Here is a 25,146-nt window from a genome sequence, read left to right on the forward strand (position 1 = left end):
TTGTCGCGGTCGTTGATGCAGTGGACTTATGCTCGGTCCACTCTCAACTGACCACAACAATGAGGTATGCCATGCGTGAAGTGGTGATCGTCGACAGCGTGCGGACTGGCCTGGCCAAATCCTTTCGCGGCAAGTTCAACCAGACCCGTCCCGATGACATGGCGGCTCATTGCGTCAACGCCCTGCTTGAGCGCAACGATATCGACCCGGCGAGCGTCGAGGATTGCATCGTTGGTGCAGGCTCCAACGAAGGTGCGCAGGGTTACAACATCGGCCGTAATGTCGCGGTGCTGTCGCGCTTGGGCACCGGCACCGCCGGCATGACCCTCAACCGTTTCTGTTCATCGGGCTTGCAGGCTATCGCGATTGCCGCCAACCAGATTGCCTCGGGTTGCAGCGACATCATCGTTGCCGGCGGCGTCGAGTCGATCAGCCTGACGATGAAAAGCGTCAACACTGATCACTTGATCAACCCGCTGCTCAAGCAACAGTCGCCGGGCATCTATTACACGATGGGCCAGACCGCCGAAGTGGTCGCGCGACGTTATGGCGTCAGTCGTGAAGCGCAGGATCGATATTCGCTGCAAAGTCAGGTTCGCACTGCGGCAGCTCAGGCCGCAGGGCTGTTCAACGATGAAATCGTGCCGATGGCGGTCAAGTATCGTGTCGAGGACAAGAACACCGGTGAGGTGCAGATTCTCGATGGCGTGGTCGACCGCGACGACTGCAACCGTCCGGACACCACCTATGAAAGCCTCGCTGGACTGAAACCGGTATTCGCCGAGGACGGTTCGGTGACGGCGGGCAACTCGTCGCAACTGTCTGACGGTGCGTCGATGACGCTGGTGATGAGCCTTGAGAAAGCGTTGCAGCTGGGCCTCAAGCCGAAAGCGTTTTTCCGTGGCTTCACCGTGGCCGGCTGCGAGCCGGACGAGATGGGCATTGGCCCGGTGTTCTCGGTGCCGAAACTGCTCAAGGCCAAGGGCCTGCAAGTGGCGGATATCGATCTGTGGGAGCTGAACGAGGCGTTCGCTTCGCAGTGCCTGTACAGCCGTGATCGGCTGGAGATCGATAACGACAAGTACAACGTCAATGGCGGCTCGATTTCCATTGGTCACCCGTTTGGCATGACCGGATCGCGGCAGGTCGGGCATCTGGTGCGTGAGTTGCAGCGGCGGAATTTGCGTTACGGCATCGTGACCATGTGCGTGGGCGGCGGGATGGGGGCGACGGGGTTGTTTGAGGCGGTGCGTTAAGCCAGAACATTTTTGTTGTCTGTTCCATTGCTATCGCTGGCAAGCCAGCTCCCACAGGTTTCGGAGCGTTCGCAAAATCTGTGTACGCCACCAATTCTGTGGGAGCTGGCTTGCCAGCGATTGGATCACCACCACTTAGCGGTTGGAATCCTGCAGCTGCATCCGCGCGATATAGGCTTTTATCTCCAGCTCAGCCTTCTTGGCACTCTCAAACGGCCCCTCAAGGGTATTTTCCCGAGTGCTGAAATACAGTTCACCATTCACCCGGCATAACCGCTCGCTGCGAAAGCGCGTGGCGGGGGCACTGTCGCGGGCGCGCATTGCTAACATGAGCGGTCTCCTTGGCTGATACGCTGACAGGGATCCAATGAGCTTATGCCTGAAGCACTTGGCGCGCCCGCTCAGCCGATCAACGGCGGCGCGTCAATTTACTGCTGCGACCTGCACAGTTTCATTCGCGTCCTGACCGCAACTGTCCCTGTGTCGCGCCCGGTGGCACGCCTAGAATGAGCGCACTTGTCAGCAGGCTTTGGGGTTTCCATGCACATATCATCCGGTCGCTGGGTCTACGGCTTGTTCCTGGCACTGCTGACTGCGTTTTTGTGGGGCATCCTGCCGATCAAACTCAAACAGGTATTACTGGTGATGGACCCGGTGACGGTGACCTGGTTTCGCCTGCTGGTGTCCGGCGGCTGTCTGTTCATCTATCTGGCGGCGGTAAAACGCCTGCCCAGCCGCAAAGTGCTCGGGCCCAAGGGTGGTTGGCTGGTGTTGATGGCGGTGCTCGGGCTGGTTGGCAACTATGTGCTGTACCTGATGGGCCTCAATCTGCTCAGCCCCGGTACCGCGCAACTGGTGGTGCAGATGGGCCCGATCATGTTGCTGATCGCCAGCCTGTTTGTGTTCAAGGAACGCTTCAGTATTGGCCAGGGGATTGGTCTGGCGGTGTTGTTGATCGGTTTTGTGCTGTTCTTCAATCAGCGGCTGGCCGAACTGCTGACCTCACTGTCGGATTACACCGCCGGAGTGTTGCTGGTGCTGCTGGCTTCGACGGTGTGGACCTTCTACGCGCTGGGCCAGAAGCAATTGCTGACGGTGTGGAATTCGTTGCAGGTGATGATGGTGATCTACCTGTTCTGCGCGCTGTTGCTGACACCGTGGGTGCACCCGCTTGAGGCGCTGAACCTGAATCCCTTGCAGGGTTGGCTGCTGCTGGCGTGCTGCATGAACACGCTGATTGCCTATGGCGCGTTCGCTGAAGCGTTGGCGCATTGGGAGGCGTCGCGGGTCAGTGCGACGTTGGCGATTACGCCGTTGGTAACGTTTGGTGCGGTGGCGATTGCGGCCGGGATCTGGCCCGAGTACGTGCATGCCGAGCAGATCAATGCGCTCGGCTATGGCGGGGCGGTGCTGGTGGTGCTGGGTTCGGCGCTGGTGGCATTGGGGCCGTCGTTGATCGCCGGTTTGAAGGCGCGGCGGATGAAGATGGCCGCCAGTTAAACCGCGCCGCTGCCATTCGCGAGCAGGCTCACTCCTACAGGGGGAATGCGTTCCAAATGTAGGAGTGAGCCTGCTCGCGATGACTTACTAAGAAACGCTACAAATCTCAGCCCTTGGCGCCAGCCTCGATCATATTCTCCGGCCGCACCCACGCATCAAACTCTTCATCGGTGAGATACCCCAGCGCCAACGCCGCCTCACGCAAGGTCAGCCCTTCGCTGTAGGCCTTCTTGGCGATCTCCGCCGATTTGTCATAACCGATATGCGGATTCAGTGCGGTCACCAGCATCAGCCCACGCTCCAGATGTCTGGCCATGACTTCGGCATCCGGCTCCAGCCCGGCAATGCAGTGCTGCTGGAAGTTGCTGCAACCGTCGGCCAGCAAGCGAATCGATTGCAGCAGGTTGTGGATGATCACCGGTTTGAACACGTTCAACTGCAAGTGACCCTGACTGGCGGCAATGCCGATGGTCACGTCATTGCCCAGCACCTGACAAGCGAGCATCGACAGCGCTTCGCATTGGGTCGGGTTGACCTTGCCGGGCATGATCGAACTGCCCGGCTCGTTCGCCGGCAGCCGCACTTCGGCAAACCCTGCGCGTGGCCCGGAGCCAAGCAGACGCAGGTCATTGGCGATTTTCATCAGCGCCACGGCGAGGGTTTTCAGCGCGCCGGAGAGGCTGGTCAGCGGTTCGTGGCCGGCGAGGGCGGCAAACTTGTTCGGCGCAGTGACGAAGGGCAGGCCTGAGAGCGCCGCCAGTTCGGCGGCAATCGCCTCACCAAAACCGTGTGGCGAATTCAGCCCGGTACCGACCGCGGTGCCACCCTGGGCCAGTTCACACACCGCCGGCAGTGCCGCGCGGATTGCGCGTTCGGCGTAATCCAGCTGCGCGATGAACCCGGACAACTCCTGACCGAAGGTGATCGGCGTCGCATCCATCATGTGCGTACGCCCGGTCTTCACCAGTTTCATGTGCCGCGCGGCCAGTTCGGCGAGGCCGCCGGACAACTCGGCAATCGCCGGCAGCAGTTGTTCCTGCACCGCTTGCGCGGTGGCGATGCTCATGGCGGTAGGGAAGCAGTCGTTGGAGCTTTGCGAGCGGTTGACGTGATCGTTGGGGTGCACCGGCGTCTTGCCGCCGCGCGGGTTGCCGGCCAGTTCGTTGGCGCGACCGGCGATCACTTCGTTGACGTTCATGTTGCTCTGCGTGCCGCTACCGGTCTGCCAGACCACCAGTGGAAACTGGTCGTCGTGCTGGCCGTCGAGCACTTCGTCAGCGGCCTGTTCGATCAGGCGGGCGATGTCGGCGGGCAGGTCGCCGTTGCGGTCGTTGACCCGGGCCGCGGCTTTCTTGATCAGGGCCAGGGCGTGCAATACCGGCAGCGGCATGCGTTCCTGACCAATGGCGAAGTTGATCAGCGAGCGTTGCGTCTGAGCACCCCAGTAGGCGTCGTCCGGGACTTCGATCTGGCCCAGGCTGTCGGTTTCGATACGGCTCATCGTGCACACTCCTGTTGGTCTGTTTGCGCAGTTTAGGCCCGGTCGGGCCCAGGTGGTTCCCTCGATCCGATTGTTGACCGGTAAAACCCCGCCAATCAAGCGCGGCAAGGCTCGGGGGTTGAGCGACGAGGTTTTTTAGGCGCAGAATGGTCGCCCTTGGGGTTTTACCTCGCCTAGCTGAAAAGGAAACTCGATGACTCGTCTTCGTGCCATCTGCACCGCGGTTGCACTGGTTTGCGCCAGCGGCCAGGTGCTTGCCGATACCGCCAGCCACAACGCCAGTGCTGAAGCTTTCCTGACCCTGGCGCACGCTGACAAGCTGGGCACTCCGGTGTACATGCAAGTGCAGCAAATGTTCGCTCAGCGTTTCGAACAGACCAAAGCCCCGGAAGCCAAGAAAGCCGTACTGGAAACCTACCAGGCCAAGGCCAACGCCGCGCTCGACCAGGCCATCGGCTGGAACAAGCTCAAGCCTGACATGGTCAAGCTCTACACCAGCAACTTCAGCGAATCCGAGCTGAAAGACCTGGTCGCGTTCTACCAGTCGCCACTGGGCAAGAAAGTCCTGGAAAAAATGCCGCAGCTGACTCAGCAATCGGCCCAGATGACCCAGGCCAAACTGGAAAGCGCCGTACCGGTCGTCAACAAGCTGCTCGACGACATGACCAAAGAGCTGACCCCGGCAGCGCCTGCGGCCAAGAAGAAGTAAGCGGAGTTCGTGATGACCATGCAACAACGCATCGAATCGACGCTGGCCCTGCTTCAGCCTGAGCACCTGCAAGTGCTGGATGAAAGCCACATGCACAGTCGCGGGTTACAGACGCACTTCAAGGCCGTGGTGGTCAGCGCGCAGTTCGACGGCCTGAACCGGGTCAAGCGCCACCAGAAAGTCTACGGCACGCTTGGCGAGCTGATGGGCGAGTTCCATGCGTTGGCGCTGCACACCTACACCCCGCAGGAATGGGCAGAGATCGGCGCCGCTCCGGCATCGCCGACCTGTGCTGGCGGCAGCAAGCATTAAGCTTCGGTTTTTTGCTAGAATCCGCAACGCGCCGCTCACCCGGCGCGTTTTTTTTTGAATCCGGTTCACCCTTTGCGAGGGTAGCCACCTGGAGAAATACCCATGACACAACCGATTGTCGTGGCGGCACTGTATAAGTTCGTCACCCTCGAAGATTACGTCAACCTGCGCGAGCCCCTGCTGCAAGCGATGGTCGACAACCAGATCAAAGGCACGCTGCTGATCGCCGAAGAAGGTATCAACGGCACGGTCTCCGGCAGCCGCGAAGGCATCGACGGCCTGCTCGCCTGGCTGAAGAACGACCCACGCATGATCGACATTGATCACAAAGAGTCGTACTGCGACGAGCAGCCGTTCTATCGCACCAAGGTCAAACTGAAGAAAGAGATCGTCACCCTCGGTGTCGAAGGCGTCGACCCGAACAAGAAGGTCGGCACCTACGTTGATCCGCAAGACTGGAACGCGTTGATCAGCGACCCGGAAGTGCTGTTGATCGATACACGTAACGATTACGAAGTGTCGATCGGCACCTTTGAAGGCGCCATCGATCCGAAAACCACCAGTTTTCGCGAATTTCCCGACTACATCAAAGAACACTTCAACCCGGCCGTGCACAAGAAAGTTGCGATGTTCTGCACCGGTGGCATTCGCTGCGAGAAAGCCTCGAGCTACATGCTCGGCGAAGGCTACGAAGAGGTTTACCACCTCAAGGGTGGCATCCTGAAGTACCTTGAAGAGGTGCCGCAGGAAGAAACCAAGTGGCAGGGCGACTGCTTTGTGTTCGACAACCGCGTGACCGTGCGTCACGACCTCAGCGAAGGCGACTACGATCAATGTCATGCCTGCCGCACGCCGGTCAGTGTTGAAGATCGTGCGTCCGAGCACTATGTGGCCGGTATCAGCTGCCCACATTGCTGGGACAAACTCAGCGAGAAAACTCGCCGCAGCGCGATCGATCGGCAGAAACAGATCGAACTGGCCAAGGCGCGCAACCAGCCGCACCCGATCGGCTACAACTACAAGCAAGCATCCACCGAGGCTTAACCATGTCTGCGCGCCTGCTCTATGTGATGGATCCGATGTGTTCGTGGTGCTGGGGGTTTGCTCCGGTGGCCAAGGCATTGGTCGAGCAGGCGCAAGCAGCCGGTGTGGAGTTGCATCTGGTGGTTGGCGGTTTGCGCACCGGCAGTGGCTCGGCGCTGGAGCCGACCACGCGTCGCTACATTATCGAGCATTGGCAAGCGGTCACTGAAGCCACCGGCCAGCCGTTCAAGTTTGACGGTGCGTTGCCCGACGGTTTTGTCTACGACACTGAGCCTGCCTGCCGGGCGATCGTTACTGCGCGCAGTCTGGCGCCGGATTGCGCGTGGAGATTGGTCGGACTGATCCAGCAGGCGTTTTATGCTGAAGGTCGCGACGTTACCCAGGCCAGCGTGCTGGTCGAGCTGGCAGAAAAGGCCGGTGTACCGCGTATCGAATTCGCTGCCTTGTTCGATCATGCCGACCAGCACAAAGCGACTCAGGCCGATTTCAGTTGGGTGCAGGATCTGGGCATCGCCGGTTTCCCGACCCTGCTCGCCGAGCGCAACGGTCAACTGGCGCTGCTGACCAACGGCTATCAACCGCTCAGCGAGCTGTCGCCATTGCTCGGCCGCTGGCTGGAACGCGCGGCCTGTGTCTGATCGGGCCGATGACACGCCAGCCGTAAAGCGTGTCGACCGGCTGAGCTGGGCAGAAGTCCGGCGACTGGCATTGAGGCACAAAAAATCCCTGTGGATCGCTAACGGTGTCGCCGTGCTGGCGACGCTGTGCAGCGTGCCGATTCCGTTGCTGCTGCCGCTGCTGGTGGACGAAGTGCTGCTCGGCCATGGCGACGCTGCGCTGAAAGTCATGAATCACGTGCTGCCCGGTATGTGGCAGCAAGCGGCGGGTTACATCGGCTTGATGCTGGTAGTGACGCTGACCCTGCGTTGCGGCTCGCTGTGCTTCGGCGTGTTGCAGTCGCGGCTGTTCGCACGGCTGGCCAAAGACATCGTTTATCGCATTCGCGTGCGCCTGATCGAACGCCTGAAACGGATTTCCCTCGGCGAATACGAAAGCCTCGGCAGCGGCACCGTGACCACGCACCTGGTCACCGACCTGGACACCCTCGACAAATTCGTTGGCGAAACCCTCAGCCGCTTTCTGGTGGCGATGCTGACGCTGGTCGGCACCGCGAGCATCCTGATGTGGATGCACTGGAAACTGGCGCTGTTGATTCTGTTGTTCAATCCGTTGGTGATCTACGCCACGGTGCAGTTGGGCAAACGCGTCAAACACCTGAAGAAACTCGAGAACGACAGCACCTCGCGCTTCACCCAGGCGTTGAGTGAAACCCTCGATGCGATTCAGGAAATCCGTGCCGGTAACCGCCAGGGCTTCTTTCTCGGTCGGCTCGGCCTGCGCGCGCAGGAGGTGCGCAACTACGCGGTCAATTCGCAGTGGAAAACCGACGCTTCCAACCGCGCCAGTGGTTTGCTCTTTCAGTTCGGTATCGACATTTTCCGCGCGGCAGCGATGCTCACGGTGTTGTTTTCCGACCTGTCGATCGGCCAGATGCTCGCGGTGTTCAGTTACCTGTGGTTCATGATCGGCCCGGTCGAACAACTGCTCAATCTGCAATACGCCTATTACGCGGCGGGCGGGGCGCTGGCGCGGATCAACGAGTTGTTGGCGCGCGCCGATGAGCCGCAATATCCCGGTGGCGTCGATCCGTTCAAGGGCCGCGACACCGTCGGCATTCAGGTGCAAGGCCTGAGCTTCGGCTACGGCGATGAGCTGGTGCTGGATCAGTTGAATCTGTCGATTGCTCCCGGTGAGAAAGTCGCGATTGTCGGTGCCAGTGGCGGCGGTAAAAGTACCCTCGTGCAGTTGTTGCTCGGGCTTTATACACCGCTGGCCGGCACCATCCGGTTCGGCGGTTCGACCCAGCAGGACATCGGCCTGGAAACGGTTCGCGAAAATGTCGCGGTGGTGTTACAGCACCCGGCGCTGTTCAACGACACCGTGCGCGCCAACCTGACCATGGGCCGCACCCGCAGTGACGAAGCCTGCTGGCAGGCGCTGGAAATCGCTCAGCTGGACGCGACCATCCGCGCTTTGCCCAATGGCCTCGACAGTATTGTCGGTCGCTCCGGCGTGCGTCTGTCGGGCGGGCAGCGCCAACGGCTGGCCATCGCGCGGATGATCCTCGCCGAGCCGAAAGTAGTCATCCTCGACGAAGCCACGTCTGCCCTCGACGCCGCCACCGAGTACAACCTCCATCAGGCCATGGCGCGCTTCCTCAATGGCCGCACCACGCTGATCATTGCCCACCGACTGTCGGCGGTGAAACAGGCTGATCGCGTGCTGGTGTTCGATGGTGGTCAGGTCGCTGAAGACGGCGATCACCAGCAGCTGATCGCCGATGGCGGTCTGTATGCCAAGCTCTATGGTCACCTGCAGCAGATCCAGCGCCCTTGAGTTTCGTTCCGGTTTCTGTGCTTAGTGCTTGAATTGCATTGAGTAAATTCAACCGGAACGCGCAAGCAGCACAGCCATTTGCACAATCGGCCTAGAGGACGGCAGAGCTGTCCCTTTGACTTGTCGAAAACTAGCCTAGGCTGAGCTGTCAGGAGCGGGATTTTCCGGTGTTCATCTGGCAGTGCTTGCGCAAGGGATCTCATGAAGCAAAAGCGGACTCTCGGAACGCCACGGTTGTTGGGCATCGTCTGGCCATTTATTGCCGTCGTGTTGTTTCAAGCGTTACTGGGTGGCGTGAGTCTTTACGTGCTCTCGGCCGTTCGCGGTTATGTCGCTGGCGAAAGTCTCTGGTCCAAGGGCCAGAAAGACGCGATCTATTACCTCAATCTATACGCCGACAGCCGTGACGAGGCGATCTTCCTCAAATACCGCAACGCGATTGCCGTGCCGCAAGGCGGGCATCAGTTGCGTCTGGCGCTGGATCATCAACCGCCGGATCTGGCCGCGGCACGCGAAGGTATTCTCAAGGGTGGCAACCACCCGGACGACGTCTCCAGCCTGATCTGGCTGTACCTCAACTTCCGTCATTTCAGTTATCTGGAAACTGCCATTGACCGCTGGACGGTCGGCGATGCCTATCTGGTCGAACTGGATGACGTGGCGCAGGAGATGCACCGCAGCATTTCAGATAGCACGGCCAGCAGCGCCGATATCCAGCGCTGGAAGGCGCGGATTTTCGCCATCAACGATGCCGTGACTCCGGCGGCGAAAGCTTTCAGCGATGCCTTGGGCGAAGGCTCGCGGATGATTCTGCGGCTGCTGCTGTTAACCAATCTGGCCACGGCACTGGGGCTGATCGTGCTGGCCCTGTGGCGCACGCACAAACTGCTCAAGCAGCGTCACGCCTTTGCCGAGGCGCTGCAACTTGAGAAGGATCGGGCGCACGTCACCTTGCATTCGATCGGTGATGGCGTCATCACCACCGATGTCAGTGGTGCCATCGATTACATGAACCCGGCCGCCGAAGCCATGACCCACTGGAAGGCCGAGCAGGCGGCGGGATTGCCGCTGGCAGCGTTGTTCAATTTGCTCGACGACAACGCCCAGGCCGAGGGGCTGACCCTGATCGAGCATATTCTCAGTGGCCAGCTCAGTGGCGGCAGCGAGCATTCGAAACTGATCCAGCGCTTGGATGGCACGACGTTGTCAGTGACGCTGGTCGGCGCACCGATCCGCAATGCCGGCAAGGTCAGCGGCACGGTGCTGGTGCTGCACGACATGACTCAGGAGCGGCAATACATCGCCAACCTGTCGTGGCAGGCGACCCATGATGCGCTGACCGGGTTGGCCAACCGTCGCGAGTTCGAATATCGGCTGGAGCAGGCACTGCATAAGCTCACGCGGCATTCCGGGCGGCATGCGCTGATGTTCCTCGACCTCGATCAATTCAAACTGGTCAACGATACCTGTGGTCACGCCGCCGGCGATGAACTGTTAAGGCACATTTGTACGCTGTTGCAATCGGGGCTGCGCGAAGGCGACACGCTGGCGCGCCTGGGCGGTGATGAGTTCGGCATTCTGCTGGAGAACTGCGCGCCAGACGCGGCCGAGAAAATCGCCGAGGCGCTACGCCAGACTGTGCAGAACCTGCATTTTGTCTGGAAAGGGCGGCCGTTCCTGACCACGGTGAGCATTGGTCTGGTGCATATCGCGCAGACCCCGACGACCCTCGAAGCCTCACTGCGCGCGGCCGATATGGCCTGTTACATGGCCAAGGAAAAGGGCCGCAACCGGGTGCAGGTCTACCACGCCGACGATTCCGAGCTGTCGCTGCGCTTTGGCGAAATGGCTTGGGTGCAACGGCTGCACATGGCACTGGAAGAAAACCGCTTTTGTCTGTACGCCCAGGAAATCGCCCCGCTCAAGCCGGGTGACAACAAGGGTGGGCACATCGAGATTCTGCTGCGTCTGCATGATGAAGCCGGGCGGATGATTCTGCCGGACAGTTTCATTCCCGCTGCCGAGCGTTATGGTTTGATGAGTCAACTGGATCGCTGGGTAGTTCAGAACGTATTCAAGGTTATTGCTCAATGTATTGCACAAGAACATCAAGAGCCTTTAGCAATGTGTGCGATTAATCTGTCAGGCATTACTATAGGAGATGACGCGTTTTTGCACTTTCTGCGAGAGCAGTTTGTTAACTACGCAATACCGCCTGAAATGATTTGTTTTGAAATTACAGAAACCAGTGCAATTGCAAATCTGGGCAGCGCAATAAGATTTATTAATGAACTCAAAGGCTTAGGTTGCTATTTTTCATTAGATGACTTTTGTGCCGGAATGTCTTCATTCGCTTATCTGAAACATTTGCCTGTAGACTTCCTGAAGATCGACGGGAGTTTCGTAAAGGATATGCTGGACGACCCGATTAACCGCGCAATGGTCGAAGTGATCAATCACATCGGGCATGTCATGGGTAAGCAGACAATTGCCGAGTTTGTTGAAACAACTCAGATCGAGCAGGCATTGCTCGAAATTGGTGTGGATTACGCTCAGGGTTATGTTATAGAACGCCCACAGTTGTTTACCTGTGACAGTTTGCAAAGTCGGCCCGCCAGACCGCAACCGCTGTTATTCAAAGCGCCTGGCACGTTCCGTTGAAGTCTCTCGCCGATCCTTACAATCACAAATCAAAAGGAGCCGAACAGTGATCGACACATTCAACCGAACCGGACCACTCATGGAAGCTGCAAGTTATCCTGCCTGGGCGCAACAGCTCATTGAGGATTGCAGCGAGAGCAAGCGCCGGGTTGTCGAACATGAACTTTACCTGCGCATGCGTGATAACAAGCTCAGCGCCAGAACCATGCGTCAGTACCTGATCGGGGGCTGGCCGGTGGTTGAGCAGTTTGCGTTGTACATGGCGCAGAACCTCACCAAAACCAAATTTGCCCGGCATCCGGGTGAAGACATGGCGCGGCGCTGGTTGATGCGCAATATCCGCGTTGAACTCAATCACGCCGATTACTGGGTGCATTGGAGCCGGGCACATGGCGTCAGTCTGGAAGACCTTCAGGCTCAACAGGTGCCGCCTGAGTTGCATGCCTTGAGTCATTGGTGCTGGCACACCAGTTCTGCCGATTCGCTGATCGTGGCCATCGCCGCCACCAACTATGCCATTGAAGGCGCGACCGGGGAGTGGTCGGCGCTGGTCTGCTCCACCGGCGTGTATGCCGCAGCGTTTCCCGAAGAGGATCGCAAGCGGGCGATGAAGTGGTTGAAGATGCATGCCCAGTACGACGATGCTCATCCCTGGGAGGCGCTGGAAATCATCTGCACGCTCGCGGGGATGAACCCGAGCAAGGCCTTGCAGGCCGAACTGCGTCAGGCGGTGTGCAAGAGCTATGACTACATGTATCTGTTTCTGGAGCGCTGCATGCAACTGGAGACGTCGGAGCGCTTGTTGGTCAATCGAGAGCGCAGGGCGGTAGTCGAGAGCTGATTCAAGTCTCACGCAATACCAATGTGGGAGCGAGCCTGCTCGCGAAGGGGTCATGTCAGTCAGCATTGCTTTGACTGAATCACCGCTTTCGCGAGCAGGCTCGCTCCCACACTGTTTTGTGTGGGTTGAACAGCTCAGCCCGCCATGGCCAAGCGATTACGCCCTTCACGCTTGGCCACGTACAGCGCACTGTCAGCGCGGCGCAGCAAGCTGTCGGCCGATTCGCCGGGCAGTAACGTCGAGCATCCCAGGCTCACGGTCAGCTCGATCAACTGCCCATCGGCGTAGTACTCAGCCGCCTGTGTCGCATAACGCAGCCGTTCGCCGACCATTGCCGCCGCTTCGCGGCTGGTGTTGGACAGCAGAATCAGAAACTCTTCCCCGCCGTAACGGAACACCATGTCGACGTTGCGCAATTGTGCCTTGATCGTCGCGGCGATGGCTTTAAGCACGTCATCGCCGGCACTGTGACCATGGCTGTCATTGACCCGTTTGAAGTGGTCGATATCGAGCATCAACAGCGACAACGGTTGCAGGTGGCGACGGGACATTTCGATTTCCCGTTGCAGGGTCTGCTCCATGGCGATGCGGTTGCCGGCGCCGGTCAGCGGATCGCGCAGAGCGCTCTGGGTCGCCTCACGGTAAAGCAGGGCGTTGCGCATCGGGTACAGCAAGGATGACAGCAGCGACTCCAGCTGGCCTTGTTCCTTGTCGTTGAAGCGCTGATTGCGGCGGAACACCAGTTCGCCCATGTGCTCGCCTTCGTGGCTCAGGCTGTAGCTGACCGAGTGATGGCCGCGGCTGCCGAACTCCAGGCGCAAATCGCTGCCTTGGTGCACGTAACTCAGCGCGTCCAATGGCACGAGGCGCTGAACTTCGCGGAAAAACAGACCGAGGATGCGTTGCGGTTCGAGGCTGGTTTGCAGTTGCAGGCTCATTTGCTGGCGCAATTGCGCCAGACTGGCCGGTCGCTCCAACAAGGGAGGCAATTGACCAAAGCCCAGGCGTTGCAATTTGGCACTGTCAAAGTCAATTGCATTGGTCTGGGAGGGTGATTTCATATGGCGTGAACCCTTAGCAGTAAGTCTGTCTTACAGGCTGGGTGAGAGCGGCTATGGGCTGCGCGTCATACTGATCCATCAGTCCCGTAGGACGTTTGGCGTAAGTTTAGTCTGCCGGATGACGATTAGTCAGCTATCGAAATCGGCCTCGCCCCATTGCCTTCACGTGGCTTGCTTTGAGGAGAATTAGAGCGAAAGTCGTGCCATTCGGTTCGGTTTTATTTAAACCGTTTGGAATCAATGGTTTGGATATCTGGGTGCGAGGTGTGCGCTGGAAATTTGACTGAAATGTGACGGTCGCCAGCGGCAAATGCATGCCGCGACAGGAATCTGCCGCGGCAACAAATGCGACGTATGGCAGTTATTGCGCGTTGAATGCCTGGCCGTTGATGCCGGTACTGTCCGGGCCCATCAGGTACAGGTACACCGGCATGATTTCTTCCGGCGTCGGATTGTTCAGCGGATTTTCTCCCGGATAAGCTTGCGCGCGCATACTGGTGCGCGTACCGCCCGGGTTGATGCTGTTGGAACGCACTGGCGCCACACCATCGACTTCATCGGCCAGGGTTTGCATCAGGCCTTCGGTGGCGAACTTCGACACGCCATAGGCGCCCCAGTACGCCCGGCCCTTACGCCCGACACTGCTGGAGGTGAACACTACCGAGGCATCCTGCGACAGCTTGAGCAACGGCAGCAGGGTGCTGGTCAGCATGAACATGGCGTTGACGTTGACCTGCATGACGCGCATGAAGTTTTCGCCGGACAACTGCTCGATCGGTGTGCGTGGGCCGATGATCGAAGCGTTGTGCAGCAAGCCGTCGAGGTGGCCGAATTCGGCCTCGATCATCGCGGCCAGCTCATCGTATTGATGGGGCAGGGCGGTTTCGAGGTTGAACGGAATCACCGCCGGCTGAGGGTGGCCTGCCGCTTCGATTTCGTCATAGACCTGCGTCAGGTTCGCTTCGGTCTTGCCCAGCAGCAATACGGTGGCGCCGTGGGCAGCGTAGGTTTTCGCCGCAGCCGCGCCAATGCCCCGACCGGCACCGGTGACCAGAATGACCCGATCCTTGAGTAATTCGGGGCGAGCGGAATAATCAAACATAAAAACCTCATCATGGAGTCAGATCGTTCCCCACGCTCCGCGTGGGAATGCAGCCAATGACGCTCTGCGTCAGGTCTCAGCAGCTGCAAAGCGCGCTATCGAGTACCTTGCGCAATTCCGACGGATGATCCACCACCACATCCGCGCCCCAATGACGCGGATTATCGTCCGGGTGGATATAGCCAAACGTCACCGCAGCGGTTTTCGTCCCGGCATCGCGCCCCGATTCGATATCGCGCAGATCATCGCCTACAAACAGAACCGTCGACGGATCCAGATCAAGCATCTTGCACGCAAGGATCAACGGTTCCGGATCCGGCTTGCTGTTTTTCACGTGATCCGGGCAGATCAGCAGCGCCGAACGCTCGGCCAGTCCCAACTGTTGCATGATCGGCTCGGCAAAGCGCAACGGTTTGTTGGTGACCACGCCCCAGATCAGCTTGGCCTTTTCGATATCAGCTAACAGTTCGCCCATGCCGTCGAACAGTTTGCTGTGCACGGCGCAGCCAACCAGATAGCGCTCAAGGAACTCCAGGCGCAGTTCTTCGAAGCCCGGTGATTCCGGGTCCATCGAAAACGTCACCGCAACCATGGCTTTAGCGCCACCGGAGATCTCGTCGCGGATGTGCTTGTCGTTCATCGGCGGCAAACCACGATCCGCGCGCATTGCCTGGCAGATGGCGATGAAGTCCGGCGCCGTGTCGAGCAGGGTGCCGTCCATGTCGAAGAGAACTGCTCTGATGGCCATCGGCTTATTCCTCGCGCAGGGTCTGGATCATGTAGTTGACGTCAACGTCGTTGGCCAGCTTGTAGTGCTTGGTCAGCGGGTTGTAGGTCAAGCCGATGATGTCCTTGACGGTCAGGCCGGCCATGCGGCTCCACGCGCCGAGCTCGGAAGGGCGGATGAATTTCTTGAAGTCGTGGGTGCCGCGCGGCAGCAGCTTCATGATGTATTCAGCGCCGATAATGGCGAACAGGTATGCCTTCGGGTTGCGGTTGATGGTCGAGAAGAACACCTGGCCACCCGGTTTGACCATGCGGAAGCAAGCACGAATGACCGACGATGGATCCGGTACGTGCTCGAGCATTTCCAGGCAGGTCACCACGTCGAACTGCTCAGGCATTTCTTCGGCCAGGGCTTCGGCGGTGATCTGGCGGTATTCGACGCTGACGCCGGATTCCAGTTGATGCAGTTGCGCGACCGCCAGTGGCGCCTCGCCCATGTCGATACCCATCACGGTGGCACCGCGTTGCGCCATGGCTTCGCTGAGGATGCCGCCGCCGCAACCGACGTCGAGGACTTTCTTGCCGGCCAGATTGACCCGCTCGTCAATCCAGTTGACCCGCAAAGGGTTGATGTCGTGCAGCGGTTTGAATTCGCTTTCGCGGTCCCACCAGCGATGGGCCAGGGCTTCGAATTTGGCGATTTCGGCGTGGTCGACGTTGCTCATGTTCAATTCCTCTAAAACTTTAAAAGGGCTGTAGCCCCGGCGTGGGCGCCGGGGTGTTTACGATTCGGTGTGGCCGCTGATGCGCTGGCCCCAGGTACGGGCGGTGGCGCCCAGTTGCGCTTCGTCCATGCGCGTCAGGCGTCGGTCGTCGAGCAGTTGTTTGCCGGCGACCCACAGGTGTTTCACGCAATCGCGGCCGGTGGCGTATATAAGCTGCGATACCGGGTCATACACCGGTTGCTGGGCCAGGCCGGACAGGTCGAAAGCGACGATGTCGGCGGCTTTGCCGATTTCCAGCGAGCCAACTTGCGTCTCGATCCCCAGTGCGCGCGCACCATTCAGGGTGGCCATGCGCAGTGCCCGATGAGCGTCCAGCGCCGTGGCCGAGCCGGCAACGGCTTTGGCCAGCAGGGCGGCAGTGCGGGTTTCGCCGAGCAGATCGAGATCATTATTACTGGCGGCGCCATCGGTGCCGACCGCGACATTCACCCCAGCCTGCCACAAACGCTCGACCGGGCAGAAACCGCTGGCGAGTTTCAGGTTCGATTCCGGGCAATGAATGACGCTGGTGTTGCTTTCTACCAGCAACGCCAAGTCGTCATCGCTGATCTGGGTCATGTGCACGGCCTGGAAGCGCGGGCCGAGCAGGCCCAGACGACCGAGGCGAGCGAGCGGGCGTTCGCCACGCTGCTCCAGCGCTTGTTGGACTTCGAACGCGGTTTCATGCACGTGCATGTGGATCGATGCGTCCAGCTCCTCGGCAATCACGCGGATTTTCTCGAGATTCTCGTCGCCGACGGTGTACGGTGCATGAGGGCCGAAGGTGATCTTGATGCGTTCGTGATGCTTCAAGTCGCCAAACAATTCGACGCCCTGACGAATGGCTTCATCGGCACTGCTGGCGCCCGGGATCGGGAAATCAAGGATCGGAATGGCGATCTGCGCGCGAATGCCGCTGTTGTGCACGCGCTCGCTGGCGACTTTTGGAAAGAAATACATGTCCGAGAAGCAGGTGATGCCGCCCTTGATCTGCTCGGCGATGGCCAGGTCGGTGCCATCACGAACGAAATCTTCATCGACCCACTTGGCCTCGGCCGGCCAGATATGGTTTTCCAGCCAGGTCATCAGCGGCAGATCATCGGCCAGGCCACGGAACAGCGTCATCGCCGCATGGCCGTGGGCGTTGATCAGACCGGGGGCGAGCAGCACGTCCGGCAGTTCGCGGACTTCAGTGGCGTTACACTTCAATGCTTCGGCGCGCGGGCCGATAAACACGATGCGACCGTCGCGGATGCCCAGGCCGTGCTCCTTGAGCACAACGCCTGCAGGTTCGACGGGTACCAGCCAGGTCGGCAGCAATAATAAGTCGAGCGCAATGGCAGGTTTCGGCATCGAGGGTCGGTTCCAGTGCTTTTGTAAAGGATGGCGAAGTATACCCGAGCGTCTTCGCGGGGGGATCGCTATAATCGGCGGCTTTTGTTCATGAGTGCGGGGTGTAGGATGCGCGATCGACTGTTGGCTGCGGAAAAAGTGAAGGCCATCGATTGGCGTGACGGCGCGCTGCACCTGCTGGATCAGCGTATTTTGCCGTTCGAAGAAACCTGGATTGCCTACACCAGCGCCGCCGGCGTGGCCGAGGCGATTCGCTCGATGGTGGTACGTGGCGCGCCGGCCATTGGCATCAGTGCCGCGTATGGCATCGTCCTCGCGGCCCGTGCGCGGATCGCCGAAGGTGGCGATTGGTACGTGGCGCTGGAAGAGGACTTTGCCTTGCTGGCCGATTCCCGTCCGACAGCGGTTAACCTGTTTTGGGCCTTGGGTCGCATGCACGATCGCCTTGATCGCTTGAAAGAGAACGCCGATCCGCTGGCCGCGCTGGAAGCCGAAGCCATCGCCATTCACGAAAGCGACCGCGAAGCCAACCTGACCATGGCCCAGTTGGGCGTTGATCTGATCCGCAAGCATCAGGGCAATGCCCAGGCGATTCTGACTCATTGCAATACTGGCGCGCTGGCCACCGGTGGTTTCGGTACGGCGTTAGGGGTGATTCGTGCAGCCTTCATTGAAGGCATGGTCGAGCGCGTCTATGCGGACGAGACCCGCCCATGGTTGCAAGGCTCGCGTTTGACTGCGTGGGAACTGGCCAACGAAGGCATCCCGGTTACGTTGAATGCCGACTCCGCCGCTGCACACATCATGAAAACCAAGGGCGTGACCTGGGTGATCGTCGGTGCTGACCGAATCACCGCCAATGGTGATGTGGCGAACAAGATCGGCACCTATCAACTGGCGGTCAACGCCATGCACCACGGTGTGCGCTTCATGGTCGTGGCACCGAGTTCCACCATCGACATGAATCTGGCCAGCGGTGACGACATTCCGATCGAGGAGCGTGACGGCGCCGAGTTGCTGGAAGTCGGTGGCAAGCGTGTCGGTGCGGACGTTGAAGCGTTCAATCCGGTGTTTGACGTGACGCCGGCGGATCTCATCGACGCGATCGTCACCGAAAAAGGCATCGTCGAACGCCCGGACACCGCGAAAATGGCCCAGTTGATGTGCCGCAAACGCCTGCATTAATGCGGTGATACTCAATGTAGGAGCTGCCGAAGGCTGCGATCTTTTGATCTTGCTTTTTGGAGGGCAGGATCAAAAGATCGCAGCCTTCGGCAGCTCCTACAGGTGTTTGTACCCCTAAATGTCAATAAACATCCGCAAATCAGCCCTCAAATCTGCATTCAAAGAAGCTCTGAGCTTCTCTCGTCCCCGTTAAGCCTGTCACCGGTCAACTAACTATGCTCCATGCGCATCTGGGGGATAGGTGCGTGGCGGCCTTTGTGATAACATCCGGCGTTTTCCGAGGCAGCTCCACGGAGCTGTCTTTACTGCGCAAATCCGCGATCCAATGTTGATTTGTCGTAAGTCGGCGCATGGCACTCGGCCTGCCCCGGCGAGCTTCGTTGCTCCCACATGGATATGACGAAGTTTCACCAGAAAAAGGAATCAGGCTTCTCATGGGCGAACTGGCCAAAGAAATCCTCCCGGTCAATATCGAAGACGAGCTGAAACAGTCCTACCTCGACTACGCGATGAGCGTAATCGTCGGCCGTGCACTGCCGGATGCGCGCGATGGCCTCAAGCCCGTGCACCGTCGCGTACTGTTCGCGATGAGCGAGCTGGGCAACGACTTCAACAAGCCGTACAAGAAATCTGCCCGTGTTGTCGGCGACGTGATCGGTAAGTATCACCCGCACGGTGACACTGCCGTGTACGACACCATCGTTCGTATGGCTCAGCCTTTCTCCCTGCGCTACCTGCTGGTAGACGGTCAGGGCAACTTCGGTTCGGTCGACGGCGACAACGCTGCGGCGATGCGATACACCGAAGTGCGCATGACCAAGCTGGCGCACGAGCTGCTGGCTGACCTGCACAAAGAAACCGTGGACTGGGTGCCGAACTACGACGGCACCGAAATGATCCCGGCGGTCATGCCGACCCGTATCCCCAACCTGCTGGTCAACGGCTCCAGCGGTATCGCCGTGGGCATGGCGACCAACATTCCGCCACACAACCTCGGTGAAGTCATCGACGGTTGCCTGGCACTCATCGACAACCCTGAGCTGACCGTCGACGAGTTGATGCAGTACATCCCCGGTCCGGACTTCCCGACCGCCGCGATCATCAATGGTCGCGCCGGCATCATCGAAGCCTACCGCACCGGTCGCGGGCGCATTTATATGCGCGCCCGCTCGATCATCGAAGACATCGACAAGGTCGGTGGCCGTCAGCAGATCGTCATCACCGAACTCCCTTACCAGCTGAACAAGGCGCGTCTGATCGAGAAGATCGCCGAGCTGGTCAAAGAGAAGAAGCTGGAAGGCATCACTGAACTGCGCGACGAGTCCGACAAGGACGGTATGCGCGTCGTGATCGAACTGCGTCGCGGCGAAGTGCCTGAGGTGATCCTCAACAACCTCTACGCCCAGACCCAGCTGCAATCGGTATTCGGCATCAACATCGTTGCGCTGATCGATGGTCGTCCACGCATCCTGAACCTCAAGGATCTGCTGGAAGCCTTCGTCCGTCACCGTCGCGAAGTCGTTACCCGCCGTACCGTGTTCGAACTGCGCAAGGCGCGCGAGCGTGGTCATATCCTCGAAGGTCAGGCCGTTGCCCTGTCGAACATCGACCCGGTTATCGCGCTGATCAAGGCTTCGCCGACGCCGTCGGAAGCAAAAGAAGCCCTGGTCAGCACGCCGTGGGAATCCTCGGCAGTGGTGGCGATGGTGGAACGTGCCGGTGCCGATTCGTGCCGTCCGGAAAACCTCGATCCGCAATACGGTCTGCGCGAAGGCAAGTACTTCCTGTCGCCAGAACAGGCGCAAGCCATTCTGGAACTGCGTCTGCACCGTCTGACCGGTCTGGAACACGAAAAACTGCTGGCCGAGTATCAAGAGATTCTTAACCAGATCGGCGAGCTGATCCGCATCCTCAACAGCGCCGTGCGCCTGATGGAAGTGATCCGCGAAGAGCTGGAAGTGATCCGCGCCGAATACGGCGACCAGCGTCGCACCGAAATTCTCGATGCCCGTCTTGATCTGACCCTGGGTGACATGATCCCGGAAGAAGAACGCGTCGTGACCATCTCCCACGGTGGCTACGCCAAGACCCAGCCGCTGGCTGCGTATCAGGCTCAGCGTCGTGGCGGTAAAGGCAAATCGGCCACCGGCGTCAAGGATGAGGACTACATCGCTCACCTGCTGGTTGCCAACAGTCACACCACGCTGCTGCTGTTTTCCAGCAAGGGCAAGGTGTACTGGCTCAAGACCTACGAGATTCCGGAAGCGTCCCGCGCCGCCCGTGGTCGTCCGCTGGTCAACCTTCTGCCATTGAGCGAAGGCGAGTACATCACCACCATGCTGCCGGTCGATCTCGAAGCCATGAAGCGTCAGGCTGATGAAGAAGAAGCCGAAGGCGTCGAGGCTGATGTAGAAGAGATCGAAAACAGCAACGAAACCGATGAAGAGCGTCGCGCTCGCATCAAGGCTGCCGATCGCAAGAAAGCGCCGTTCATCTTCATGTCGACTGCCAACGGTACCGTGAAGAAGACTCCGCTGGTGGCCTTCAGCCGTCAGCGCAGCGTTGGTCTGATCGCGCTGGAACTGGACGAAGGCGACATCCTGATCTCCGCAGCCATCACCGATGGCGAGCAGGAAATCATGCTGTTCTCCGACGGCGGCAAAGTGACGCGCTTCAAGGAATCCGAAGTTCGCGCCATGGGCCGTACCGCCCGCGGTGTGCGTGGCATGCGTCTGCCGGAAGGGCAGAAGCTGATCTCCATGTTGATTCCGGAAGAGGGCAGCGAAATCCTCACCGCCTCCGAGCGCGGCTACGGCAAGCGCACGGCGATCACCGAGTTCCCTGAATACAAACGTGGCGGTCAGGGCGTTATCGCGATGGTCAGCAACGAGCGTAACGGCCGTCTGGTCGGCGCAGTTCAGGTGCAGGACGGTGAAGAAATCATGCTGATCTCCGATCAGGGCACCCTGGTGCGTACCCGTGTCGACGAAGTGTCGAGCCTGGGTCGTAACACTCAAGGTGTAACGCTGATCAAGCTGGCCAAGGATGAAACCCTGGTCGGGCTGGAGCGGGTTCAGGAGCCTTCGGAAGTTGAGGGTGAAGAGCTTGAGGGTGAAGAGGGCGAGGAATTCGAAGGCACTGTCGTAAACGACGATGCCGGTGAAGACCAGCAACTCGACGCCGCAGCAGACGAAGAACCGCAAGAATAAGCGGACAAACGAGGGGGCGGATGAGAATTCGCCCCCTTGTTATTTGTCCGGTATGAATTTCCCCTGTAGGAGTTGCCGAAGGCTGCTACAGAGGTAGACCTATCAGATTTACAGATTTTTTGTGTATCACCAAGTCAGAGCGAGATTGGATGTGAGCAAGCGAGCCTATAACTTCTGCGCCGGTCCTGCGGCGCTTCCTGAAGCTGTCCTGCAGCGCGCCCAGGGTGAACTCCTTGATTGGCATGGCAAGGGTCTGTCGGTCATGGAAATGAGCCATCGCAGCGATGAGTTCGTGTCCATCGCCACCCAGGCCGAGCAGGATTTGCGTGACCTGCTGAATATCCCGTCGAACTATAAAGTGCTGTTTCTGCAAGGTGGCGCCAGCCAGCAATTCGCGCAGATCCCACTGAACCTGCTGCCTGAAGGCGGTTCTGCCGACTATATCGACACCGGTATCTGGTCGCAGAAAGCCATTGAAGAAGCTTCGCGCTACGGCCACGTCAATGTTGCCGCCACCGCCAAGCCATACGACTATTTCGCTATCCCGGGCCAGAACGAGTGGAAGCTGTCGAAAGACGCCGCTTATGTTCACTACGCGCCGAACGAAACCATCGGTGGTCTGGAATTCCAGTGGATTCCTGAAGTCGGTGATGTACCGTTGGTAGCCGACATGTCTTCGGACATCCTCTCGCGCCCGGTCGATATCTCGCGTTTCGGCATGATCTACGCCGGCGCACAGAAAAACATCGGCCCGAGCGGTATCGTGGTCAACATCATCCGCGAAGACCTGCTCGGCAAGGCGCGCGCGCTGTGCCCGACCATGCTCGACTACAAAGTCGCAGCGGATAACGGCTCGATGTACAACACCCCGCCGACCCTGGCCTGGTACCTGTCCGGCCTGGTGTTCCAGTGGCTGAAAGAGCAGGGCGGTGTCGAAGCGATCGCCAAGCTCAACGACGTCAAACAGCGCACGCTGTACGACTTCATCGACGCCAGCGGCCTCTACAGCAACCCGATCAACAAGTCGGATCGCTCGTGGATGAACGTGCCGTTCCGTCTGGCCGATGATCGTCTGGACAAGCCGTTCCTCGTCGGTGCCGAAGAGCGCGGCTTGCTCAATCTGAAGGGCCACCGCTCCGTGGGCGGCATGCGCGCCTCCATCTACAACGCCGTCGACATCACCGCGGTTAATGCGCTGGTGGCGTACATGGCTGAATTCGAGAAGGAACACGGCTGATGTCCGAGCAAGAACTCAAGGCACTGCGCGTTCGCATTGACGCTCTGGACACCAAAGTCATGGAGCTGATCAGTGAGCGTGCGCGTTGCGCCCAGGAAGTCGCGCGAGTAAAGATGGCCTCGCTGGCCGAAGGCGAAGTGCCGGTGTTCTATCGTCCTGAGCGCGAAGCTCAGGTGCTCAAGCGGGTGATGGAGCGCAATCAGGGGCCGCTGGGCAACGAAGAGATGGCGCGGTTGTTCCGTGAAATCATGTCGTCGTGCCTGGCGCTGGAGCAGCCACTGAAAGTGGCTTATCTCGGTCCTGAAGGCACCTTCACCCAAGCCGCAGCGATGAAACACTTCGGTCACGCGGTGATCAGCAAGCCGATGGCGGCGATCGACGAAGTGTTTCGTGAGGTGGCGGCCGGTGCGGTGAATTTTGGCGTGGTGCCGGTGGAAAACTCCACCGAAGGCGCGGTCAACCACACGCTGGACAGCTTCCTCGAACACGACATGGTCATCTGTGGCGAAGTCGAGCTGCGCATTCACCATCACCTGTTGGTCGGTGAAAATACCAAGACCGACAGCATCAGCCGCATCTATTCCCACGCGCAATCGCTGGCCCAGTGCCGCAAGTGGCTGGACGCGCATTACCCGAATGTCGAGCGCGTGGCGGTGTCGAGCAACGCCGAAGCGGCCAAGCGGGTTAAAGGCGAGTGGAATTCGGCGGCGATTGCCGGCGACATGGCGGCAGGGCTGTATGGCCTGACGCGTCTGGCCGAGAAGATCGAAGACCGTCCCGACAACTCGACGCGCTTCCTGATGATCGGTAACCAGGAAGTGCCGCCGACCGGCGACGACAAGACTTCGATCATCGTGTCGATGAGCAACAAGCCCGGCGCGCTCCATGAGTTGCTGGTGCCGTTCCACGACAACGGGATCGACCTGACCCGTATCGAAACCCGTCCGTCGCGCAGTGGCAAATGGACCTACGTGTTCTTCATCGACTTCGTCGGCCATCACCGTGATCCGTTGATCAAAGGTGTATTGGAAAAGATCAGTCAGGAAGCAGTAGCACTCAAAGTGCTGGGTTCCTACCCGAAAGCAGTTCTCTAAGGGGCGGTAGCAAATGAGTGGCAACTTCCTCGCTCTGGCACAGCCGGGCGTGCAACAACTTTCGCCGTACGTTCCGGGCAAGCCTGTGGACGAACTGGCGCGCGAGCTGGACCTGGATCCGGCAAAAATCGTCAAACTGGCGAGCAACGAAAACCCGCTGGGTGCCAGTCCGAAAGCCTTGGCGGCGATCCGCGAAGAGCTGGCCGAGTTGACGCGTTACCCGGACGGCAACGGTTTCGCGCTGAAATCCCTGCTGGCCGAGCAATGCCGCGTCGAGCTGAATCAGGTCACGCTGGGCAACGGTTCCAACGACATTCTTGAACTGGTCGCGCGCGCCTATCTGGCGCCGGGTCTGAATGCCGTGTTCAGTGAGCACGCTTTCGCTGTGTACCCGATTGCCACCCAGGCAGTCGGCGCCCAAGCCAAAGTGGTGCCGGCGAAAGATTGGGGGCATGACCTGCCTGCAATGCTCGCGGCCATCGATGCCAACACCCGCGTGGTGTTTATCGCCAACCCGAACAACCCGACCGGTACCTGGTTCGGTGCTGAAGCGCTGGACGAGTTCCTGCAGGACGTTCCGGAGCATGTGCTGGTGGTGCTGGACGAGGCTTACATCGAGTACGCCGAAGGCAGCGATCTGCCGGACGGTCTGGATTTCCTCGCCGCTTACCCGAATCTGCTGGTCTCGCGCACCTTCTCCAAAGCCTATGGCCTGGCGGCATTGCGCGTTGGCTACGGTCTGTCGACTGCGGTTGTGGCTGACGTGCTGAACCGCGTTCGCCAGCCGTTCAACGTCAACAGTCTGGCCCTCGCGGCAGCCTGCGCAGCGCTGAAGGATGAGGAATATCTGGCGCAAAGCCGTCAGCTCAATGAGTCGGGTATGCAGCAGTTGCAGGCCGGCTTCCGTGAGCTGGGGCTGAGCTGGATCGAATCCAAAGGCAATTTCATCTGCGTCGACCTCGGTCAGGTCGCGGCTCCGGTGTTCCAGGGCTTGCTGCGCGAAGGCGTGATCGTGCGTCCGGTAGCCAACTACGGCATGCCGAACCACCTGCGGGTGACCATCGGTCTGCCGGCGGAAAACAGCCGCTTCCTCGAAGCGCTGCGCAAGGTTCTGGCTCGTGGGTGATGTCACTG

At 59.5% G+C, this 25,146-nt stretch carries 21 protein-coding genes; 14 read left to right on the forward strand and 7 right to left on the reverse strand.

Annotated elements, in window-relative coordinates; translation table 11 throughout:
• The first annotated feature begins 71 nt into the window (after positions 1 to 71).
• A complete protein-coding gene (locus CKW38_RS12900) occupies positions 72 to 1,256 on the forward strand; it encodes a thiolase family protein (RefSeq protein ID WP_095112909.1) in 1,185 nt (394 codons plus the stop codon).
• Between the two features lie 135 nt (positions 1,257 to 1,391).
• Here CKW38_RS12900 and CKW38_RS12905 read toward each other — a convergent pair whose 3' ends face one another.
• Positions 1,392 to 1,586 (reverse strand): DUF6316 family protein, encoded by a 195-nt coding sequence (locus tag CKW38_RS12905; RefSeq protein WP_095112910.1) that lies wholly within the window; start codon positions 1,584 to 1,586, stop codon positions 1,392 to 1,394.
• Between the two features lie 210 nt (positions 1,587 to 1,796).
• Between CKW38_RS12905 and CKW38_RS12910 the strand changes: the two genes are divergently transcribed.
• Positions 1,797 to 2,756, forward strand: a complete 960-nt coding sequence (locus CKW38_RS12910; RefSeq protein ID WP_007908382.1) for a DMT family transporter — start codon at positions 1,797 to 1,799, stop codon at positions 2,754 to 2,756.
• Between the two features lie 106 nt (positions 2,757 to 2,862).
• Here CKW38_RS12910 and CKW38_RS12915 read toward each other — a convergent pair whose 3' ends face one another.
• The gene (locus tag CKW38_RS12915) at positions 2,863 to 4,257 is read right to left on the reverse strand and encodes a class II fumarate hydratase (RefSeq protein ID WP_007908383.1); all 1,395 of its coding nucleotides are present in this window, start codon (positions 4,255 to 4,257) and stop codon (positions 2,863 to 2,865) included.
• 193 nt (positions 4,258 to 4,450) lie between these two features.
• Here CKW38_RS12915 and CKW38_RS12920 point away from each other — a divergent pair, with 193 nt between their 5' ends.
• The 7 genes from CKW38_RS12920 to CKW38_RS12950 all read left to right on the forward strand — a co-directional run bounded on the left by CKW38_RS12920 (position 4,451) and on the right by CKW38_RS12950 (position 12,281).
• On the forward strand, positions 4,451 to 4,966 hold the full coding sequence (locus CKW38_RS12920; protein ID WP_007908385.1) for a DUF2059 domain-containing protein: 516 nt from the start codon (positions 4,451 to 4,453) through the stop codon (positions 4,964 to 4,966).
• A 12-nt stretch (positions 4,967 to 4,978) separates the two neighbouring features.
• Positions 4,979 to 5,278, forward strand: coding sequence for a BolA family transcriptional regulator (locus CKW38_RS12925; RefSeq protein WP_007908388.1), 300 nt, complete (start codon positions 4,979 to 4,981; stop codon positions 5,276 to 5,278).
• 102 nt (positions 5,279 to 5,380) lie between these two features.
• Positions 5,381 to 6,322, forward strand: coding sequence for a rhodanese-related sulfurtransferase (locus tag CKW38_RS12930; RefSeq protein WP_007908390.1), 942 nt, complete (start codon positions 5,381 to 5,383; stop codon positions 6,320 to 6,322).
• A 35-nt stretch (positions 6,323 to 6,357) separates the two neighbouring features.
• On the forward strand, positions 6,358 to 6,960 hold the full coding sequence (locus CKW38_RS12935; RefSeq protein ID WP_176472332.1) for a DsbA family protein: 603 nt from the start codon (positions 6,358 to 6,360) through the stop codon (positions 6,958 to 6,960).
• Positions 6,953 to 8,779 carry an ABC transporter ATP-binding protein gene (locus CKW38_RS12940; RefSeq protein WP_007908392.1) on the forward strand — a complete coding sequence of 609 codons (1,827 nt, stop codon included), beginning with the start codon at positions 6,953 to 6,955 and terminating at the stop codon, positions 8,777 to 8,779. Before CKW38_RS12935 ends, CKW38_RS12940 begins: the two co-directional genes overlap by 8 nt.
• Before the next feature lie 201 nt (positions 8,780 to 8,980).
• Positions 8,981 to 11,440: an EAL domain-containing protein gene (locus CKW38_RS12945; RefSeq protein WP_095112911.1), complete on the forward strand. Its 2,460-nt coding sequence runs from the start codon at positions 8,981 to 8,983 to the stop codon at positions 11,438 to 11,440.
• Positions 11,441 to 11,519: 79 nt separating this feature from the next.
• A complete protein-coding gene (locus tag CKW38_RS12950) occupies positions 11,520 to 12,281 on the forward strand; it encodes a TenA family transcriptional regulator (RefSeq protein ID WP_371857961.1) in 762 nt (253 codons plus the stop codon).
• A 134-nt stretch (positions 12,282 to 12,415) separates the two neighbouring features.
• Here CKW38_RS12950 and CKW38_RS12955 read toward each other — a convergent pair whose 3' ends face one another.
• From CKW38_RS12955 to CKW38_RS12975, 5 genes are all read right to left on the reverse strand, one after another.
• Positions 12,416 to 13,342, reverse strand: coding sequence for a GGDEF domain-containing protein (locus tag CKW38_RS12955; protein WP_007908395.1), 927 nt, complete (start codon positions 13,340 to 13,342; stop codon positions 12,416 to 12,418).
• A 361-nt stretch (positions 13,343 to 13,703) separates the two neighbouring features.
• The gene (locus CKW38_RS12960; RefSeq protein ID WP_007908397.1) at positions 13,704 to 14,444 is read right to left on the reverse strand and encodes a YciK family oxidoreductase; all 741 of its coding nucleotides are present in this window, start codon (positions 14,442 to 14,444) and stop codon (positions 13,704 to 13,706) included.
• 76 nt (positions 14,445 to 14,520) lie between these two features.
• On the reverse strand, positions 14,521 to 15,192 hold the full coding sequence (mupP, locus tag CKW38_RS12965) for an N-acetylmuramic acid 6-phosphate phosphatase MupP (RefSeq protein WP_007908398.1): 672 nt from the start codon (positions 15,190 to 15,192) through the stop codon (positions 14,521 to 14,523).
• Between the two features lie 4 nt (positions 15,193 to 15,196).
• Positions 15,197 to 15,895 carry a bifunctional 2-polyprenyl-6-hydroxyphenol methylase/3-demethylubiquinol 3-O-methyltransferase UbiG gene (gene ubiG / locus CKW38_RS12970; protein WP_007908399.1) on the reverse strand — a complete coding sequence of 233 codons (699 nt, stop codon included), beginning with the start codon at positions 15,893 to 15,895 and terminating at the stop codon, positions 15,197 to 15,199.
• Positions 15,896 to 15,952: 57 nt separating this feature from the next.
• Entirely contained in the window at positions 15,953 to 17,287 is a 1,335-nt protein-coding gene (locus CKW38_RS12975; RefSeq protein ID WP_095112913.1) for a TRZ/ATZ family hydrolase, read from the reverse strand.
• A 108-nt stretch (positions 17,288 to 17,395) separates the two neighbouring features.
• Here CKW38_RS12975 and mtnA point away from each other — a divergent pair, with 108 nt between their 5' ends.
• The 5 genes from mtnA (at position 17,396) to hisC (ending at position 25,138) form a co-directional block, all read left to right on the forward strand.
• A complete protein-coding gene (gene mtnA / locus CKW38_RS12980; RefSeq protein WP_042704961.1) occupies positions 17,396 to 18,472 on the forward strand; it encodes an S-methyl-5-thioribose-1-phosphate isomerase in 1,077 nt (358 codons plus the stop codon).
• 434 nt (positions 18,473 to 18,906) lie between these two features.
• Entirely contained in the window at positions 18,907 to 21,681 is a 2,775-nt protein-coding gene (gene gyrA, locus CKW38_RS12985; RefSeq protein WP_007908402.1) for a DNA gyrase subunit A, read from the forward strand.
• A gap of 151 nt (positions 21,682 to 21,832) precedes the next feature.
• Positions 21,833 to 22,918 carry a 3-phosphoserine/phosphohydroxythreonine transaminase gene (serC, locus tag CKW38_RS12990; RefSeq protein WP_007908403.1) on the forward strand — a complete coding sequence of 362 codons (1,086 nt, stop codon included), beginning with the start codon at positions 21,833 to 21,835 and terminating at the stop codon, positions 22,916 to 22,918.
• On the forward strand, positions 22,918 to 24,012 hold the full coding sequence (pheA, locus tag CKW38_RS12995; protein ID WP_007908404.1) for a prephenate dehydratase: 1,095 nt from the start codon (positions 22,918 to 22,920) through the stop codon (positions 24,010 to 24,012). Before serC ends, pheA begins: the two co-directional genes overlap by 1 nt.
• 13 nt (positions 24,013 to 24,025) lie before the next feature.
• Complete coding sequence (gene hisC / locus CKW38_RS13000) at positions 24,026 to 25,138, forward strand: histidinol-phosphate transaminase (protein WP_007908418.1); 1,113 nt, start codon at positions 24,026 to 24,028, stop codon at positions 25,136 to 25,138.
• Positions 25,139 to 25,146 lie beyond the last annotated feature (8 nt).

The organism is Pseudomonas sp. Irchel 3H7, from assembly GCF_900187605.1.
Taxonomy (GTDB): Bacteria; Pseudomonadota; Gammaproteobacteria; order Pseudomonadales; family Pseudomonadaceae; genus Aquipseudomonas.

Coding starts and splice junctions, on each gene's coding strand:
- CKW38_RS12900 (WP_095112909.1), top strand. CDS start 72: ATGCGTGAAGTGGTGATCGTCGACAGCGTGCGGACTGGCCTGGCCAAA.
- CKW38_RS12905 (WP_095112910.1), bottom strand. CDS start 1,586: ATGTTAGCAATGCGCGCCCGCGACAGTGCCCCCGCCACGCGCTTTCGC.
- CKW38_RS12910 (WP_007908382.1), top strand. CDS start 1,797: ATGCACATATCATCCGGTCGCTGGGTCTACGGCTTGTTCCTGGCACTG.
- CKW38_RS12915 (WP_007908383.1), bottom strand. CDS start 4,257: ATGAGCCGTATCGAAACCGACAGCCTGGGCCAGATCGAAGTCCCGGAC.
- CKW38_RS12920 (WP_007908385.1), top strand. CDS start 4,451: ATGACTCGTCTTCGTGCCATCTGCACCGCGGTTGCACTGGTTTGCGCC.
- CKW38_RS12925 (WP_007908388.1), top strand. CDS start 4,979: ATGACCATGCAACAACGCATCGAATCGACGCTGGCCCTGCTTCAGCCT.
- CKW38_RS12930 (WP_007908390.1), top strand. CDS start 5,381: ATGACACAACCGATTGTCGTGGCGGCACTGTATAAGTTCGTCACCCTC.
- CKW38_RS12935 (WP_176472332.1), top strand. CDS start 6,358: ATGTGTTCGTGGTGCTGGGGGTTTGCTCCGGTGGCCAAGGCATTGGTC.
- CKW38_RS12945 (WP_095112911.1), top strand. CDS start 8,981: ATGAAGCAAAAGCGGACTCTCGGAACGCCACGGTTGTTGGGCATCGTC.
- CKW38_RS12950 (WP_371857961.1), top strand. CDS start 11,520: ATGGAAGCTGCAAGTTATCCTGCCTGGGCGCAACAGCTCATTGAGGAT.
- CKW38_RS12955 (WP_007908395.1), bottom strand. CDS start 13,342: ATGAAATCACCCTCCCAGACCAATGCAATTGACTTTGACAGTGCCAAA.
- CKW38_RS12960 (WP_007908397.1), bottom strand. CDS start 14,444: ATGTTTGATTATTCCGCTCGCCCCGAATTACTCAAGGATCGGGTCATT.
- mupP (WP_007908398.1), bottom strand. CDS start 15,192: ATGGCCATCAGAGCAGTTCTCTTCGACATGGACGGCACCCTGCTCGAC.
- ubiG (WP_007908399.1), bottom strand. CDS start 15,895: ATGAGCAACGTCGACCACGCCGAAATCGCCAAATTCGAAGCCCTGGCC.
- CKW38_RS12975 (WP_095112913.1), bottom strand. CDS start 17,287: ATGCCGAAACCTGCCATTGCGCTCGACTTATTATTGCTGCCGACCTGG.
- mtnA (WP_042704961.1), top strand. CDS start 17,396: ATGCGCGATCGACTGTTGGCTGCGGAAAAAGTGAAGGCCATCGATTGG.
- gyrA (WP_007908402.1), top strand. CDS start 18,907: ATGGGCGAACTGGCCAAAGAAATCCTCCCGGTCAATATCGAAGACGAG.
- pheA (WP_007908404.1), top strand. CDS start 22,918: ATGTCCGAGCAAGAACTCAAGGCACTGCGCGTTCGCATTGACGCTCTG.
- hisC (WP_007908418.1), top strand. CDS start 24,026: ATGAGTGGCAACTTCCTCGCTCTGGCACAGCCGGGCGTGCAACAACTT.